Here is a 16,103-nt window from a genome sequence, read left to right as displayed (position 1 = left end):
GTGTCCGCTTCCCACATCGCCCGCCTCCCGGCGGGCTTTTCATTGGAGAGGGGCATGAACGGAATCTATCTGCGCCGGCGCGGCAAGCTGTATCTCAAGGCCGGCGACGGCGGCGCAAGCGCGGCGCAAGTCGCGATGGTGCAGAAGGAAACCGAAGCGTTCGGGTTCGTCTTGTCCGAAGCGGTGATCGAACGACTCGGCACCTTGTCGACCGAGCAACTCACCCGCGTCCTGCGCGAATTGCGTAAGCATCTGGCGGCGATGACCGGCGCCCACCGCGAGCACCGGCCACTGTTCCCGGATTTCCCCCGGGGCTCGTTGGCCCTGGCCGAAGCCGAGTTGTACATGCGCGCGGTGTATCACTACCTCACCCGGCGCCGACTGCACCTGGAACAACCGGCCGAAACCGTGCCGCTGTTCAACGGCCGCGCCCCGCGCGAGATCGAGCTGGGCACGCTGGACGACTACGAGAACATCTGCACCACACTCGCCGCCTCGCGCACATCGCTGTCGCTGCAGGACAAAGCCGACCTGGGCTGGTTCATCGCCCAGTACCGCGCACAGGTCGTCCGGCTGCTGCCTGTCGAGATTCCGTTCAAGGAAAACCTGGCCGTCATCGGCGCGGGCCTGCTGCGCCATGCGCCCGGCGAGCCCACCGACGCGTTCCTGCGAACCCATCTCAAAACCGCGACCGACACCTTGCGCCTGGCGGTGGCGCTCAGCGAAGGCGATGTGTCGCTGGCCGGGTCGACCCGCTTCAAACGCATGAAACGCGGCGAGCGCCGTTTTCTGCTGCAGCAGTTGGAGGGCTTCGACGATCCCACCGAAGACATGCGTCGCTGGCGCGAGCGCTGGAAACGCCTGGGCGAAGTGCTGCATCCGGGGGATTACCGCGAACGCTTTCCCAAGACCTGGCGCGCCTTTCAGGTACTGCGCGAAGACCTGCCGTTCGCGACTTTCAACGGCGCGATCGAGCATGCGCTGGAGCAAGGCCGCACCGGCGCGGTCGCTCAACGGCTCGCCGCGCGTCCGGGCGAGTTCGCGCGCCGGCTCGATCATCTGCTGCGCAGCGGTACCGAACCGCAGCCGGTGCTGGACCGTTTCCGTGCCGTCGCCGAACAGGTGTCGACACCGGTCCTGCTGCAGGCCTTGAGCCAGTTCGAACATCGCGGGCGATCGCCGCTGCGCACCTTCTTTCCCAAGGGCGACGCCGCACGCGCCTGGTCGCTCGAGGACCAGCGCGCGCCGATCGACGCCCGGGTCCTGAGCGATGCCATCGCCGTCTGCCGCGATGCACTGCGCGCCCGCTTCGCGCGTTCGCCGCCGCTGGGCCGTTGCTATATCGACCCGGCCCTGGCGCATATGCGCGCGCCGCTGACGCAGCGCTCGGCCTCGCGCGCGCTGCGCACGCTGGTGCGCGGCAGCCGCCTGCCCTTGCCCGATACGCGTTTCATCCGCCTGTTCCTGTGGTGGAGCAACGGCCGCCAGCGCACCGACATCGACCTGTCGGCGGCGTTCTTCGACCGCGACTTCGTGTTTCGCGACGTCGTCGCCTACTACAACCTGCGCGGTTACGGCGGCCATCACAGCGGCGATATCGTCGATGCGCCGCAGGGGGCCGCCGAGTTCATCGACCTGGATCTGCAACGCTTGCGCGGGCTCGGCCTGCGTTTCGTCGTGGTCAGCATCCACAGCTACACCGAGCAGCCCTATTGCGACTTGCCGGAGTGTTTCGCCGGATGGATGGCGCGCAGCGACGCGAACTCGGGCGAACCGTTCGAGGCGCGCACGGTGGAGGACCGGCTGGATCTGGCCTCGAACCAGCAAAGCTGCCTGCCCTTCGTACTGGACTTGGAAACCGATCAGATCATCTGGACGGACATCGGCTTGGGCGGCTATCCGCGCTGGAACAACGCGGCCAACCACCTGAGCGGCATTTCCCTCATCCTGCGCGCGATGACCGCATTGGCGACGCCGGACCTGCACAGCTTGTTCGAACTGCACGCGCAGGCCCGCGGCCGCGTGGTCGAATCGCCGGATCAAGCCGATACGGTGTTCTCGATGCACGAAGGCGTCACCCCCTTCGACGTCGACCGGATTCGCGCGGAATTCCTTTGACGGCCCTCGCCGCACCCGCTTGGGCGAGGCGCTCGCAACAGCCGGACCGCTCGAGCGCCGCGAGCGGCGCCGGCCCGCGACGAATGCCGCAAGCCGCCAAGCCGCCCGCGCGGTTCGCCGGTCATTCGATCAGCACGTACTCGCCCTTGGCGCCGAAGCGCTTGCCTGCGCGCGCGCACAGCTTGCCGTCGCAACGGGTCAGAGTGCCGGCCTTGGTCGCATCGAGAATCTCGGCGCCGAACTCGGCGCGTTCGATCAGGCGCAGCGACTTGCGGGCGAAGTACCAACTGCCGCCGACCGCCAGCAGCGAGCCGATCAGCAGCGCTACGGCGCTCTTGTAGATCAGGTTCTGCTGCGCGCGTTCGATCTTCTTGCGCTGATCGTCCAGCGCCTGCGCCGCGCGCGTGGCGACGTCGGCGCTGTCGCGCAGTTGCGTGCCGATCGCGCCGAAAGCCAACTCGGCGCCGCGGCCGACCGCGTCCTGCGCCTGCGCTTGCACCGCTTGCACGATCTGTTGCGCGAGTTCCTGCGCACCGGCGCCCACGCCCTGGGCGGCGCGATGCAATTCTTCGGCGCTGCGGTCCACGTGCTGCACCGCGCGCTCGCTCTGGTCTTGCAGATGTTGGGCAAATACCGCCAGATCGGCGGCGAGTCGTTTCAGGTCTTGCGCGTCCTGCACGATGGTTCTCCCTAAGAGAGGTTACGGGCCCGAATTCGGGCTGGAGCTCGGGCCGCCCGGCGGCGACTGCGGAGCTTGCGCCCGCGCCTGGAGTTCCGCCTTGATCTGTTGGTATCGGTCGTGACCGCTTTGCAGCCAGGCCTGGCCCTCGGCGGACTGGGCATAGTCCCGGGTCGCCGCCTTGAAGGCGGCGCCGTCCTGGTGCCTGGCCGCTTCGACCAGACGGTCGAAGGTACGGTCGATATCGTTTTCGTCGGTCATGAGGTCGGATAGCGAAACGGAACGCGCCGCAGAGGGCGCGCGAAACGCAGCGAAGCTTCGTCCGACGCGAGGCCGAACGGCGCCAGGCTGCGAACCTGGAATGGCGCATCGATCGTGCCGCGGCGAATGCGATGCGGCATCGCGACCGGCGCCGCTCGGGCCCGGCCACGTTAGCACTCGCTGCGATCTGCGCCCACCGTACGGATCGCACGCGACCCGTCGCCGTGTCCCCCGGCGCAGCGTGGCAGTGTGCCCTCACTGCATCGTCGGACTCAAGTGCGGCGCGGCGCGGGCACCTGGAACGCAGGCGCCGCGCCTGCATGCAGGCCCTGCGGCATAGGCTACAGGCGAAGTTCGCTTTCGCGATCGAAGAAATGCATGCGCTCGGCGGCGTACGACAGATGCACGGTGTCGCCGGCGCGCGGCAAGTTGTACGGCGGCAGGCGCACGACCAGGTCGCAACCGCCGCAACCGAGATTGAGGAAGGCCTCGTTGCCGACCGGCTCGACCACTTCGACCTGGGCCGCCAGGGTGTCGGGACCGGCCTCGGCCAGGTGCATGTCTTCCGGGCGCAGGCCGATCGTCAGTTCGCGCCCGACGTAGGCGCGCACCTTTTCGCGGGTCTCGGCATCGGGGCGCAGATTCAGCGCGAGGCCCTCGCCGATGCGCAGGAACAGCTCGCCGTCGCGCTCGTCGACCTGGCCCCACAGGATGTTCATCTTGGGGCTGCCGAGGAAGGTCGCGACGAACAGATTGATCGGCCGGTTGTACAACGCCATCGGCGTGTCGATCTGTTGGATCTTGCCGTCCTTCATCACCACGATGCGTTGGCCCAGGGTCATCGCCTCGATCTGGTCGTGGGTGACGTAGATCATGGTGGTGGCGAGCTGGCGGTGCAGGCGCGCGATTTCCACGCGCATGCCCATGCGCAGCTTGGCGTCGAGATTGGACAGCGGCTCGTCGAGCAGGAACACCTGCGGTTGCCGCACCAGGGCGCGGCCCAATGCGACGCGCTGGCGTTGCCCGCCCGACAGCGCCGCCGGTTTGCGCTGCAGCAACGGCTCCAGCTCCAGCATCGCCGCGGCCGCGCCGACGCGCTCGGCGATCTCGGCCTTGCCCATGCCGCGCAGCTTGAGCCCGAAGCCGAGGTTGTCGGCCACGGTCATGTGCGGGTACAGCGCATAACTCTGGAACACCATGGCGATGTCGCGGTCTTTCGGCGGCATGTCGTTGACCCGACGCTCGCCGATGCTCAGCTCGCCCGAGCTGATCGTCTCCAGCCCCGCGACCATCCGCAACAGGGTCGACTTGCCGCAGCCCGAGGGGCCGACCAGCACCAACAATTCACCGTCCTCGATCTCGAAGCTGGCATCGGCGACGCCGACGTAACCGTTCGGATAGACCTTGCGCAGACGATCCAACGTGACCTTCGCCATGAATTCTCCCGACAATGCGACTGGAGCGATGCATTTGTCCTCGCCCTGGGCTATTCTGCCATGTAACCGTTTTCATGCACGTCCGATTGGCTCCGGAGGCCACGACGAATGACCGATCCCCGCCCTGCTGCTGTTCGCCCCACGTCCGAGCGTCGCTTTCCCGAAGGTTTCCTGTGGGGCGCCGCCACCGCCGCCCACCAGATCGAAGGCTCGCCGATGGCCGACGGCGCCGGTCCCAGCATCTGGACCCGCTTCGCCCACACCCCCGGCATGACCCTCAACGGCGACACCGGCGACGTGGCCTGCGACCACTACCGGCGCTGGAAGGACGACGTGAAGCTGATGCGCGAACTGGGCCTGCAGGCCTACCGTTTCAGCGTGTCCTGGTCGCGCATCCTGCCCGAGGGCACCGGCCGGGTGAACCAGGCCGGGCTCGATTTCTATTCGCGCCTGGTCGATGAGCTGCTCGCCAACGGCATCGAACCGCTGCTGACTTTGTACCACTGGGACATGCCGGCCGCGCTCGACGACCGCGGCGGCTGGCTCAACCGCGACTGCGCCGACTGGTTCGCCGAGTACGGCCAGGTCATGTACCGCGCCCTCGACGGCCGGGTCAAGAAGTGGGTCACCCTCAATGAACCCTGGGTGATCACCGACGGCGGTTATCTGCACGGCGCGCTCGCACCGGGCCATCGCAGCCGCTTCGAGGCGCCGATCGCCTCGCACAACCTGATGCGCGCGCACGGCGCCGCGGTCCAGGCCTATCGGGCCGAGGGCAAGCACGAGATCGGCCTGGTAGTGAACATCGAGCCCAAGTACGCCGCCACCGATTCGGCCGAAGACGCCGCCGCGGTCGAGCGCGCCCATGCCTACATGAACGAGCAATACCTCGACCCGGCCCTGCTCGGCAGCTATCCGCCGGAACTGCGCGAGATCTTCGGCGAAGCCTGGCCGGAATGGCCGCAGGCCGACTTCGAGCTGATCCAGCAGAAGCTCGACTTCATCGGCGTCAACTACTACACCCGCAGCGTCACCAAGGCCGCCGAGAGCTACCCGCTCAACACCGGCGTGGTGCGCCAGCCGCTCGGCACCTACACCGAGACCGGCTGGGAAGTGTTCCCGCAGGGGCTCACCGACACCCTGACCTGGGTCAAGCAGCGCTACGGCGACATCCCGATGTACATCACCGAGAACGGCGCGGCCTTCTTCGATCCGCCGGTGGCCGAGCCCGATGCCAGCGGCGAGCGCCGGGTGCGCGACCCGCTGCGCATGGACTATCTGCAAAAACACATCGGCGCGATCCACGACGCCATCCAGGCCGGCTGCGACATCCGCGGCTATATGGTGTGGTCGCTGCTCGACAACCTGGAATGGTCGCTGGGCTATTCCAAGCGTTTCGGCGTGGTCCACGTCAACTACGGCACCCAGGAGCGCACGCCCAAGGACAGCGCACGCTGGTATTCGAAGGTGATCGCGAGCAACGGCACTCACCTCGTCGAACCCCTGCCGTACTGAGACCGGCCGCACGCCGCAGCCCGATTGCGGTCGGCGTAACGCCCGCTGCGTCGTTCTCGCCGCGGCCGGGACGGCAATGCAAGCAAGCGCGGCGCGATGTTTCTATGCGCCGCGCGCAGCACCGTCACCCTGCGGCGTCGAATGTTGCCGCCGGGCGCTCAAGCGGCGATATGCTTGGACCCCGGCCGGGATCGACGATCCCGGCGGCGTAAAGGACGCCCGGCGGCGTTCGCTCGACCTCCCCCTCAATCTTGGTTTGCGGGTTCCATGCACGACACCCTGCTGCTGTTCGGCGCCACCGGCGATCTCTCCCAGCGCTATCTGTTTCCCTCGCTGGTCCACCTGTGGCGCGACCGCCTGCTGTCGCCCGGATTCCGCATCGTCGCGGTCGGCCGCCAGGCCCTGAGCGACGACGAGTTCCGCGCCTGGTTGCGCGAACGCATGGCCAACGAGGTCGCCGACGACCCGGCGGTGGTCGAGGAACTGCTGGGCCGGATCGCCTACGTCTCGGTCGACCTGCGCGACGAGGCCGCGATCGCCGCGGCCCTGGCCGGCTACGCCGACCGCCCGAGCGTGAGCTATCTGGCGACGCCGCCGGACTTGTTCGTTCCCGTGGCCCAGGGATTGAAAGCGGCCGGCCTGCTCGAAGGCGAGTCGCGCCTGGTGCTGGAAAAACCGATCGGCCGCGACCTGGCCTCGGCGCGCGCGATCAACGCCGCGCTGCGCGCCTGCCTCGACGAAAGCCGGATCTTCCGCATCGACCATTACCTCGGCAAGGCCGCGGTGCAGAACCTGCTGGCGCTGCGCTTCGGCAACACCTTGCTGGAAGCGGTGTGGCAACACCGCTGGATCGAATCGGTCGACATCTTCGTCGGCGAGACCGCCGGCGTCGACGGCCGCGAAGGCTATTACGCCAATTACGGCGCGCTGCGCGACATGGTCCAGAACCACATGCTGCAGCTGCTGGCGCTGATCGCGATGGAGCCGCCGTCGGCGCTCGACGCCGACAGCATCCGCGACGAAAAGCGCAAGGTGCTGCGCGCATTGAGGCCGATGACCGAGGCCGATGTCGCCGCGAACACCGTGCGCGGCCGCTACGGCGCCGGCGTGGTCGAGGGCCGCGCGGTCAAGGGCTTCGTCCACGATGCGCCGGTCGAAACCTTCGTCGCCGTGCAGACCTGGATCGACAACTGGCGCTGGGCCGGCGTGCCGTTCCGCCTGGTCACCGGCAAGCGCCTGGCCGAACGCGCGACCGAAGTGGTGATCACATTCCGGCCGGTCGCGCATTGGCTGTTCGAGCGCCCGCGCCGCGGCCGCGAGCGCCCCAATCACCTGCGCATGCGCCTGCAGCCCGACGAAACCATCGAGCTGGGCCTGATGGGCAGCCTGGCCGCGCCGGAATGGGGCGCGCTGGAACTGCGGCCGATGTCGCTGGACCTGTCGGCGTCGTCCTCGCCGCAGCGGCGCATCGCTTACGAGCGACTGCTCGTCGACGCCCTGCGCGGCAACCAGACCCTGTTCGTGCGCGACGACGAAGTCGAAGCGGCCTGGCAGTGGATCGACAGCATCGAGCGCGCCTGGACCCAGACCGCGCAACCCATCGTCGAATACCCGGCCGGCTCCTGGGGGCCGGCCGAAGCCGAGGCCTTCCTGCCCCCGGTCAACGGTCATCGTGGAGGCCAGGCATGAGCGGCGCCCTGCTCGCGGATATCGGCGGCACCAACGCCCGCTTCGCCCTCGCCCAACCCGACCGCGCCGCGCCGCAGTTGCTGCCCGACAGCGTGCAGGTCTTCGCGGTCGCCGATTTCCCCTCGCTGGCCGATGCCGCGCGGCATTACCTCGACCGCACCGGCGCCACCCCGAGCCATGGCGTGTTCGCCGTGGCCGGGCGCGTCGACGGCGACGAGGCGCGCATCACCAACCACCCCTGGGTGATCTCGGCCGAACGCACCCGCATCGCCCTGGGCCTGCAGCGCATCGACCTGGTCAACGACTTCGCCGCCCAGGCGATGGCGGTGTCGCTGCTGCAGCCGGCCGACGTGGTGCCGATCGGCGGCGTCGCCTGGCGCGGCTGGAACGAACCCGGCGACCGCACCTACGCCATCATCGGTGCCGGCACCGGCCTCGGCGTCGGCGCGCTGCTGCGCCGCGACGGCCGCTACTACCCGCTGCAGACCGAAGGCGGCCACGTCAGTTTCGCCCCCGGCACGCCGGAAGAGATCGAAGTGCTGCAGCGCCTGTCGGGCGAGTTCGGCCGCGTCTCCAACGAACGCCTGCTCAGCGGCAGCGGCCTGGTCAATCTGCACCGCGCCCTCAGCCAGATCGCCGGCGAAGATCCGGGCCCGCTGCAGCCGGCCGACATCACCGCGATGGCCCGCGAAGGCGACGCCCGCTGCCTGCGCGCCATCGACGTGTTCTGCGCGGTGTTCGGCGCCGCCGCCGGCGACCTGGTGCTGACCCTCGGCGCCTGGGACGGGGTGTTCCTGCCCGGAGGCCTGGTGCCGAAACTGATGCCGTGGCTGGCCCATTCCGGCTTCCGCCAACGCTTCGAGCACAAGGGCCGGTTCTCGCCGACCATGGCGCGAGTGCCGACCCTGGCGGTGACCCATCCGCAGCCGGGCCTGCTCGGCGCCGCGGCGCTGGCCGCGCAGTTCGCCCCGGCCGCGGACCTCGCCCCGTCGCACTGAGCGCCGCTTGAGGGTGGGAGCGGCGCAAGCCGCGACCGCGATCGCAGATGTGGCTGCGGGCGCCCCGCCAGCCCGGATCGCGGCTTGCGACCGCAGCGGCATCGCTATGGGATGCCGCCCTTACCGCGGCGCCCGTCGCCCAGCCGCCTCGACGAGCACGCCGTCTTGAAGTCGGCCGTGCCAGAATCGTCGCTATGCTCGACGCTCCCTCGCCCGTCCCGCACGACCCTGCCGAACCGGACTCCGTGCCCTACCGGTGGCACGAGCATCGCAGCTTCGATACCTGGACCTGGTCCTGCGCGGTGGCGATCGCCGCCGAGTTGCGCCGCGATCTGTCGCGGCGCCCGCGCGTGCGCCTGCTGCTGTCCGGCGGCACCACGCCGGCGCCGGTGTACCGCGCCCTTGCCCGCGCCCCGCTGGACTGGAGCCGGGTCGATGTCGCCCTGGTCGACGAGCGCTGGCTGCAACCCGAGGACCCCGACAGCAATGCCTGGCTGGTCCGCCAGCATCTGCTGCGCGACAACGCCGCCGCGGCGCGTTTCGAAGCGCTGACCCGGCCCGGCCGCAGCATCCAGGAGTCGGCCGCTTTCGCCAACGCCCACGCCTTGCAGCCGGCCACCGCGGCGGTGCTCGGCATGGGCGAGGACGGCCATACCGCCTCGCTGTTTCCCGACATGCCCGACCTGCAGCGCAGCCTGGCCTCGCGCCTGGCCTATGTCGTGGTCGATGCCGAAGGCTGCCCCGGCGCGCGCCAGTGGAGCAAACGTATCAGCCTGACCCCGAGCGGCCTGGCCCAGGCGCAATCGCGCTTCCTGCTGATCCAGGGCAAGGCCAAGCGCGAGGCCTTCCAACAGGCGCTCGCCAGCGGCGACGTGCAGCGCTGGCCGGTGCTGATCGGGCTGGAAGGCGCGACCCCGCTCGAAGTGCACTGGTACCCGTAGCCTCTCGGGTAGGAGCGACGCAAGTCGCGACCGCGGGGTTTCATGTTGGCCGCGCAGCTCGACGCAGGTTCGCGGTCGCGACTCCTGACCAGAGAAAATCCCTTTAGGACGCCGCTCCTACTCCTCGATCGCGACGCTCACCGTCGCCGGCACGCGCTCGATCTTCAGCTCGCCTTGCCGCCAAGCCTTCACTTGTTCATCGACCACGGTCTTGCCCGGCGCACCGGCGAACGGCCAACGCAGGATCAGCCCGCCCGGCGGCACTTCGATGCCCGCGGCGATCTCCAGCTTCGCCTGCCGGCCTTCGCGCTTGAAGCGATAACCGAGGGCGCCGTAGGGCGTGCGCAGGCCGTCCACGCTCACGCCTTCGCCCTGCAGCCAACCCGCGGGAATGCCGGCCGCGATCACCAGCGCCTGATCGATGTCGCGGGTGTGGGCGAACAGATCCAGCGCCGAGCGTACATAGTCCGACTCGACCCAGGCATGCGGCAGGTCGCCGACGAAAAACGGTTTGCGCGGCGTGCGCGAGACCACTTCCGCCCACTGGTTCCAGGCGCGCGGTTGCTGGTCCTTGAAGAAGAACTCCAGCGCCTCGTGGGCGCGCTCGCGCCAACCCAGACGCACGAAGCTGCCGATGGTGCGCAACTCGTAGGGCGTGTAGTCCTTCCATTCGCGGCGGCCGTCGCGGCGATCGACGAATTCCTTCCAGTAACGCTCGAAGGTGTTGTGCAACAGCGCTTCGGGCAACAGCCCTTGTTCGCCGCCGGGCGCCAGGGCGATGGTGGTCGAGGTGGCGTCGAAGTCGCCGAGCTCGGCGGCACCTGGCAGGTAATCGATCTTGTGCGCGCGGGTCGCCGCTTCCAGCGAACGATAGAGATCCTCGCGGAACTGGTCGCGCGATGCGGCGAAGGCTTCCGCTTCGCCGTTACGGCCGAGCCATTGCGCGATCTCGACCGCGTCCTTGTAGCCGCGCAGGGCCCAGAAATTATCCCAGTACGAATGCATCGGCTTGGCCGAATAGCCCTCGTGGCTGATCGAGGCCGGCATCATCCCGTAGAAGGCCGGATTCAGCGCGCGATTGGCCGGCGTGCGTTCGCTCAGACGCAGCTCGTCCATATACGCGACCGCTTTTTCCACGTGCGGCCACATCGATTCGAGCAAGGCCTTGTCGCGGGTGTAGCGATAGACCTCGGCGACGGTGAAGATCAACTCGCCGTGGCTGTCGTTCTCCGGCACCGGGTCGCTGCCGCGGTCGTCGACGCAGCACGGCACCTTGCCGTTGTCGAACTGATACGGCGCATACCAGCGCAGGAATTCCTCGGCGACGTCCTCGCGCCCCATGCGCAGCAAGCCCTCGCCGATCATCGCGCCGTCGCGGATCCAGGCCCGCGCATACGAACGGGTGCCCGGCTGCAGGCGCGGGCCGACCCGGCTGATCAACATGTGCGCCAGGCCGGTGCGCAAGGTATCGACGACATGCTGGCCCTGCGCCGGCACGCGCAATTTGACCCGGTCGAGCTTGTCGCGCCATTGCGCCGCGGTTTCGTCCTGCCATCGCGCCGCCTGCGCCGGATCGACCGACAGCGGATCATCCGCCCCATCCTGCGGCAGGTACAAGGCCACTTCACGGCTTTCGCCCGGCGCCAGTCGCATTGGGTACAACAAAGCCGCCGACGCCAGCCCGTTGAGGTCGAACACTTCACTCTCGCCCGAGCGCGTCGCCGACGCACGCAGGTGGCGCACCACGTCGCCGTCCTGGAACGGCACGGCGAAGGCCGACCCCACCGGCGTCAGCGAGCGCACGCTGGGACGGCCGTCGAGTTTCACCGTGCCGGCCTTCGCGTCGATCTGGATGCGGTGGATGGCGCTGACGCCGCCGGTGGTGCTGAGGAACTGGGTCGGCGGGTTGACCTGGAAGGGTCGAATCGCCAAGGCCAGGGTGGCATCGCGCGGCTGTTTGGAAGTATTGCTGAGCCGGTAACGGGCGACGATCAGGTCGCGCTGTTCGAGCAGCGGCGCGAACGCGGTGACGCTGAGTTGCAGATCGCCGGCCTGCCAGCTCACGCTCGGGATCGGCAGATAACCGTCCTGCAGGCTCTGGCCGATCTCGACGTCGGCCCAGGTCTTCAAGGCCGCGTTCGGCGAGCCGCCCCGATCGGTCAACAACAAAGGCTCGATGCTGTAACCCCCTTTGTAGGCTTCGACCGCGCCGTCTTCGCCGATCAGGCCGTGCGAGCTGCCGCCGTCGGTGCCGAGCACGGTCCAGTACGGCTGCTCGCCGCTGAAGCCGCGCGGATAATCGCCGCGCGGCGCGCGTTGCGCGAGTTCCTTGATGAAATCGTTCGGCGTCGCGGCGAACGCCAACGGCTGCACGCTCAGTTCGGCCAGGCCGAAGCCCGGGCTCGGTCCGCGATCCGGCAACAGCCGCAGATAGCGCGCCTCGGCCTCCGGCAGCGGTACGAAATCGCTGCCGCCGTCGCCGTGCTCGATCAAACTGAGCTTGTCCCAGTGCTCACCGTCCTTGGACAGCTCGATGCGGTAGCGCGAGGCGTACTCGTCCGGGGCCCACTGCAGGATCGCGCCGCCGAATTCGCGCACGCGGCCCAGGTCGAGGGTCAGGCTCGGCGCTGTGCCCTTCTCGAAACCGGCCCGCCATGCGGTGGCGGGATCGCCATCGCCCGCGTACTCGGCGCGGCTGCCTTCGGCATTGGAAGTGGCGACGAGCGTGCCGGTCAGCGGACCGCCGGGGTCCTTCGGCACGGCCTGGAAACTCAGCTCATCGAAGCAGACCGAACCCTTGCCGCCGACGCTGTTGTAGACGGTGAACTCAAGCTTGGCGCTCTTGCGCAGGGTCGGATCGGCCGCCGGGCCCCAGGCGCGGCCGATATGGCGCTGCTTGTAGACCACCGGCGTCCATTGCTTCGGATAAACATACTTGGGCTTGTTGACCCACCAGACGTTGTCGCCGCTGGTGTCGACCAGCTTGAACTGCAGGTCGTTGTGCGGCGAATCGCCACGCAACTGGAACGCAAAGCGATAGTCGTCCGGATACTCCAGCGGCAGTTCGCGCTGCAGGCCGGCGTAACCGGACACGCCGTTGAAGTCGTAATCCAGGCACAGGCCCCGGCCCTTCGCGCCCGCTACCGGACGCAGGCTCGCACTAACTTGGTTGGAGGTAACTACGGTCCATGGTGCGGCTGACTCGAAGCCATCGAGCAAGCGCGGCTTTTCCTGGGCGATCAACGGAACCGAGATCAGGGCCAGGCACAGAGCGAACGCGTTCGCGACCGTTTTATGGGCGCGGGTAAGGTACAAACGCCCACGCGGCGCGACGGCTTGCTTGGGTTCCGACATTCGATCCACCTCTTGGCGCCGCGCGGGCGCGCGGCGGAACGGTTCTAACCCTTGACGCTGCCGACCAACAGGCCTTGCAGGTAGTAGCGCTGCAACACCAGGAACAGCAGCAGCACCGGCACCACGGTCACGACCGAGCCGGCCATCATCATCTCGTTGTCCTGCACGTGCTCGCGCGACAGCGAAGCCAATGCGACCGGCAGGGTCTGCAGGTCCTGGTCGCTGAGCACGATCAAGGGCCACATGAAATCGTTCCAGGCGCCGAGGAAACTGAAGATCGCCAAGGTCACCAGGATCGGGCGCAGGGCCGGCAGGACGATCTGGAAGAAGATCCGCAACTCGCCGGCGCCGTCGATGCGCGGCGCTTCCAGTAGTTCGTCGGGAATCGAGCGCGCGTATTGGCGCACCAGGAAGATGCCGAAGATGCCGGCCATGCCCGGCACCACCGCGCCGGCGTAGCTGTTGATCAGGCCGAGCTGCTTGAGCATCAGGAACAGCGGCATCATCGAGACTTGGGCCGGGATCACCAGCGCCGCCAGCAACAGCCGGAATATCCGTTCGCGCCCGGGAAAGGCGAGCTTGGCGAAGGCATAACCGGCCAGGGTGTTGAGCAACACCGCGATCACGGTGACCAGGGTCGAGACCAGGAAGCTGTTGAACAGATACCGGCCCATGCCCATGCGCGAGAACAGCTCATGGTAGTTGTGCAGGCTCGGCGACGAGGACCACAACGGCGGCGGAAACGCGCTGGCTTCGCCGGGTTGCATCAGCGACACCGCGAACATCCACAACAGCGGCGCCAGGCTCAACACCGCCAGGCCGATCAACAGGCCGTTGACGATCGCCTTCGCCAGGCGCGGACTCATGCCGGAGTCGTTCATTCGACCCCCTTGCGGCGCGCGACCCACATCAGGCCGCTGGTCACCGCCGTCATCAGCACGAACAACAGGAAGGCCACCGCCGAAGCGTTGCCGAGGTTCCACCACTTGAAGCCTTCTTCGTACATCAGATACAGCACGCTGACCGTGCTCTGCAGCGGCCCCCCCTGGGTGATGACGTAGGGCTCGGCGAACAGTTGGAAATAACCGGCCAAGGTCAGGATGCCGACCATCAGCAGCACCGGCCCCAGGATCGGCAAGGTGATGTGGCGGAACTGGCGCGCGGGGCTGGCGCCGTCGATGCGCGCGGCCTCGTACAGGTCTTCCGGAATCGCCTGCAAGCCGGCCAGGAAGATGATCATGTTGTAGCCGAAGTTCTTCCACACCGCGAACAAGATGATGGTCGGCATCGCCCAATGCGGGTCGCCGAGCCAGTCGACCGGGTCGATGCCGACCCACGACAGCACCCAGTTCACCAGGCCGTAACGGGTATGGAACAGGTAGCGCCAGATCACCGCCACCGCCACCACCGTGGTCACCACCGGGGCGAAGAACGCGGTGCGGAAGAACGGTTTGAACAGGCCGAGCTTGGAATGCAGCAACATCGCCGCGCCTAGCGAAACCGCGATCGACAGCGGCACGCCGACCGCGACGAAGTACAAGGTGTTGCCGAGCGCGCTCCAGAACAGCGGGTTGCGCAGCAAATTGAGGTAGTTGTCGAAAGCCACGAAGCGCAGGTTGTCGATATGCGCCAATGAATAGATATCGAAATCGGTCAGGCTCAGCGCCAGCGCGGCCAGCACCGGCAAGCCGAAGAACAGCCCGATCACGCTCAGCGCGGGCGCGGCGAATACCCAGCCGGCGGTGGCGGGCTTCACCGCGACGCTCCGGCCGCGGGCATCCGGGCCGCGGCCTGCTGATCGAGCATCCAGCGTCGCTTCTCCAGAATACGGTCGGCGCGCCTATCCAGTTCCGCCGCGGCTTCGTCCACGTTGAGGCGGCCGTTGGCGAGTTGTTCGCCGACCAGCTTGATTTCCATGGCGATGCGCTCCCACTCCGGCACCTTCGGCGTCGGCCGCGCGCGTTCGAGCTGATCGCGGAACGCGCGTGCATAGACGTCGTTGGCCAGCACCGGCGCATCCCAGGCCGCACGGCGCGGCGGCAGATTGCCGCTGAGGCCATGGAAGCGCACCTGCACCTCAGGCTCGGACAAATAGGCGATCAATTTCCAGGCCGCGTCCTGGTGTTGCGAACTGCGGAACAAGACGAAGCTCGCACCGCCGGCGACCGAGGCGCCGGGCCCGTTCTCACCCGGCAGGGGCATGGTCATCCAGGTCGACTGCAGATCGGCCGGCAGGCGCCGCTTGAATTCGGCGATGTTCCAGGGGCCGTTGACGTAGAAACTGAAATAGCCGCGGCCGAATTCGTTCCAGACGTTGGCGATCTGGGTATTGCTCGCCAGCGGCGCCCAGCGCCGGTCGAAGACTTCGCGATAGAAGCTCAGGGCGCGCTTGAAACCGGGGCTGCGGAAATTGCCGTAACGGCCGTCCTCGCGCAGCAACGGGTCGGGCGACTGGATGCCGAGGTTGAGCAACGGTTCCGGCTCGTTGAGCGGAAACAGCACGGCGTAACGATCCGGGCCGACCTCCCTCTTGATCGCCGCCATCGCCGATTTCCATTCCGCCCAGGTCGCCGGCGGCCGTGCGATACCGACTTGCTTGAGCAGGTCCTGTCGATAGAACGGCAAGCGCGTTTCCACGTACCACGGCACCGCATAGGCATGGCCGTCGATCACCCCGGTGTCCCAGGCGCCGGCAAAATAATCGCGCGCCTGCACGGACGGCGTCCGCGCCAGGCGCGGGTCGAGCGGCGTCAAGGCATCGAGCAAGGCGAATTCGGAGATCCAGGTGTTGCCGATCGCGCACACGTCGGGCAAGGCGTCGCCGGCGAACGCGGTCAGCAGCTTCTCGTGCGCGGCGGTGATCGGCAGTTGCTGCACTTCAACGCGGATGCCGGGGTGGCGGCGCTCGAATTCGGGAATAAGTTGGGTGACGACCTCGCCCTCGAAGCCCATGGCCCAGAACCGCACCACTTCGCGGCCGTCGTCTCGATGGCTGCAACTGCCGAGCAGGACCAGCGCGCACAGCGCGACCAGGCCTCGCAGCGCCCTGCCCCATCCACCGACACGTACGGCGGCTGGCGAAGTGTCGATGGTCGTCGATGGACCGTTCAAG

The 16,103-nt window shown here is 67.9% G+C and carries 12 protein-coding genes; 5 read left to right on the top strand and 7 right to left on the bottom strand.

The features are described from left to right. The first annotated feature begins 54 nt into the window (after positions 1–54). Positions 55–2,118 carry a TerD family protein gene (locus EX88_RS0104405; RefSeq protein WP_031370786.1) on the top strand — a complete coding sequence of 688 codons (2,064 nt, stop codon included), beginning with the start codon at positions 55–57 and terminating at the stop codon, positions 2,116–2,118. Positions 2,119–2,239: 121 nt separating this feature from the next. Here EX88_RS0104405 and EX88_RS0104400 read toward each other — a convergent pair whose 3' ends face one another. The 3 genes from EX88_RS0104400 to EX88_RS0104380 all read right to left on the bottom strand — a co-directional run bounded on the left by EX88_RS0104400 (position 2,240) and on the right by EX88_RS0104380 (position 4,494). Beyond that, positions 2,240–2,797 (bottom strand): hypothetical protein, encoded by a 558-nt coding sequence (locus tag EX88_RS0104400; protein WP_152566094.1) that lies wholly within the window; start codon positions 2,795–2,797, stop codon positions 2,240–2,242. A 21-nt stretch (positions 2,798–2,818) separates the two neighbouring features. After that, complete coding sequence (locus EX88_RS0104390) at positions 2,819–3,058, bottom strand: hypothetical protein (protein WP_031370783.1); 240 nt, start codon at positions 3,056–3,058, stop codon at positions 2,819–2,821. A gap of 341 nt (positions 3,059–3,399) precedes the next feature. Further along, positions 3,400–4,494, bottom strand: coding sequence for an ABC transporter ATP-binding protein (locus EX88_RS0104380; RefSeq protein ID WP_031370782.1), 1,095 nt, complete (start codon positions 4,492–4,494; stop codon positions 3,400–3,402). A gap of 108 nt (positions 4,495–4,602) precedes the next feature. Between EX88_RS0104380 and EX88_RS0104375 the strand changes: the two genes are divergently transcribed. From EX88_RS0104375 to pgl, 4 genes are all read left to right on the top strand, one after another. Beyond that, positions 4,603–6,009 (top strand): GH1 family beta-glucosidase, encoded by a 1,407-nt coding sequence (locus EX88_RS0104375; RefSeq protein WP_051884467.1) that lies wholly within the window; start codon positions 4,603–4,605, stop codon positions 6,007–6,009. A gap of 267 nt (positions 6,010–6,276) precedes the next feature. After that, positions 6,277–7,698 (top strand): glucose-6-phosphate dehydrogenase, encoded by a 1,422-nt coding sequence (gene zwf / locus EX88_RS0104370; protein ID WP_031370780.1) that lies wholly within the window; start codon positions 6,277–6,279, stop codon positions 7,696–7,698. Next, complete coding sequence (gene glk / locus EX88_RS0104365) at positions 7,695–8,696, top strand: glucokinase (protein WP_031370779.1); 1,002 nt, start codon at positions 7,695–7,697, stop codon at positions 8,694–8,696. Before zwf ends, glk begins: the two co-directional genes overlap by 4 nt. Before the next feature lie 245 nt (positions 8,697–8,941). Next, a complete protein-coding gene (pgl, locus tag EX88_RS0104360) occupies positions 8,942–9,637 on the top strand; it encodes a 6-phosphogluconolactonase (protein ID WP_031370778.1) in 696 nt (231 codons plus the stop codon). Positions 9,638–9,754: 117 nt separating this feature from the next. On the opposite strand, the gene EX88_RS0104355 is transcribed toward pgl, so the two are convergent. The 4 genes from EX88_RS0104355 to EX88_RS0104340 form a co-directional block, all read right to left on the bottom strand. Continuing rightward, on the bottom strand, positions 9,755–12,901 hold the full coding sequence (locus EX88_RS0104355) for a discoidin domain-containing protein (protein ID WP_031370777.1): 3,147 nt from the start codon (positions 12,899–12,901) through the stop codon (positions 9,755–9,757). A 134-nt stretch (positions 12,902–13,035) separates the two neighbouring features. Continuing rightward, positions 13,036–13,872, bottom strand: a complete 837-nt coding sequence (locus EX88_RS0104350; protein ID WP_235186191.1) for a carbohydrate ABC transporter permease — start codon at positions 13,870–13,872, stop codon at positions 13,036–13,038. Further along, positions 13,869–14,747 carry a carbohydrate ABC transporter permease gene (locus EX88_RS0104345; RefSeq protein WP_031370775.1) on the bottom strand — a complete coding sequence of 293 codons (879 nt, stop codon included), beginning with the start codon at positions 14,745–14,747 and terminating at the stop codon, positions 13,869–13,871. Before EX88_RS0104345 ends, EX88_RS0104350 begins: the two co-directional genes overlap by 4 nt. After that, positions 14,744–16,102 (bottom strand): sugar ABC transporter substrate-binding protein, encoded by a 1,359-nt coding sequence (locus EX88_RS0104340; RefSeq protein ID WP_235186190.1) that lies wholly within the window; start codon positions 16,100–16,102, stop codon positions 14,744–14,746. Before EX88_RS0104340 ends, EX88_RS0104345 begins: the two co-directional genes overlap by 4 nt. Position 16,103: the final 1 nt, after the last annotated feature.

The organism is Lysobacter antibioticus (assembly GCF_000731095.1).
Taxonomy (GTDB): Bacteria; Pseudomonadota; Gammaproteobacteria; order Xanthomonadales; family Xanthomonadaceae; genus Lysobacter; species Lysobacter antibioticus_B.
This window is presented reverse-complemented; position numbering and strand designations above follow the sequence as displayed.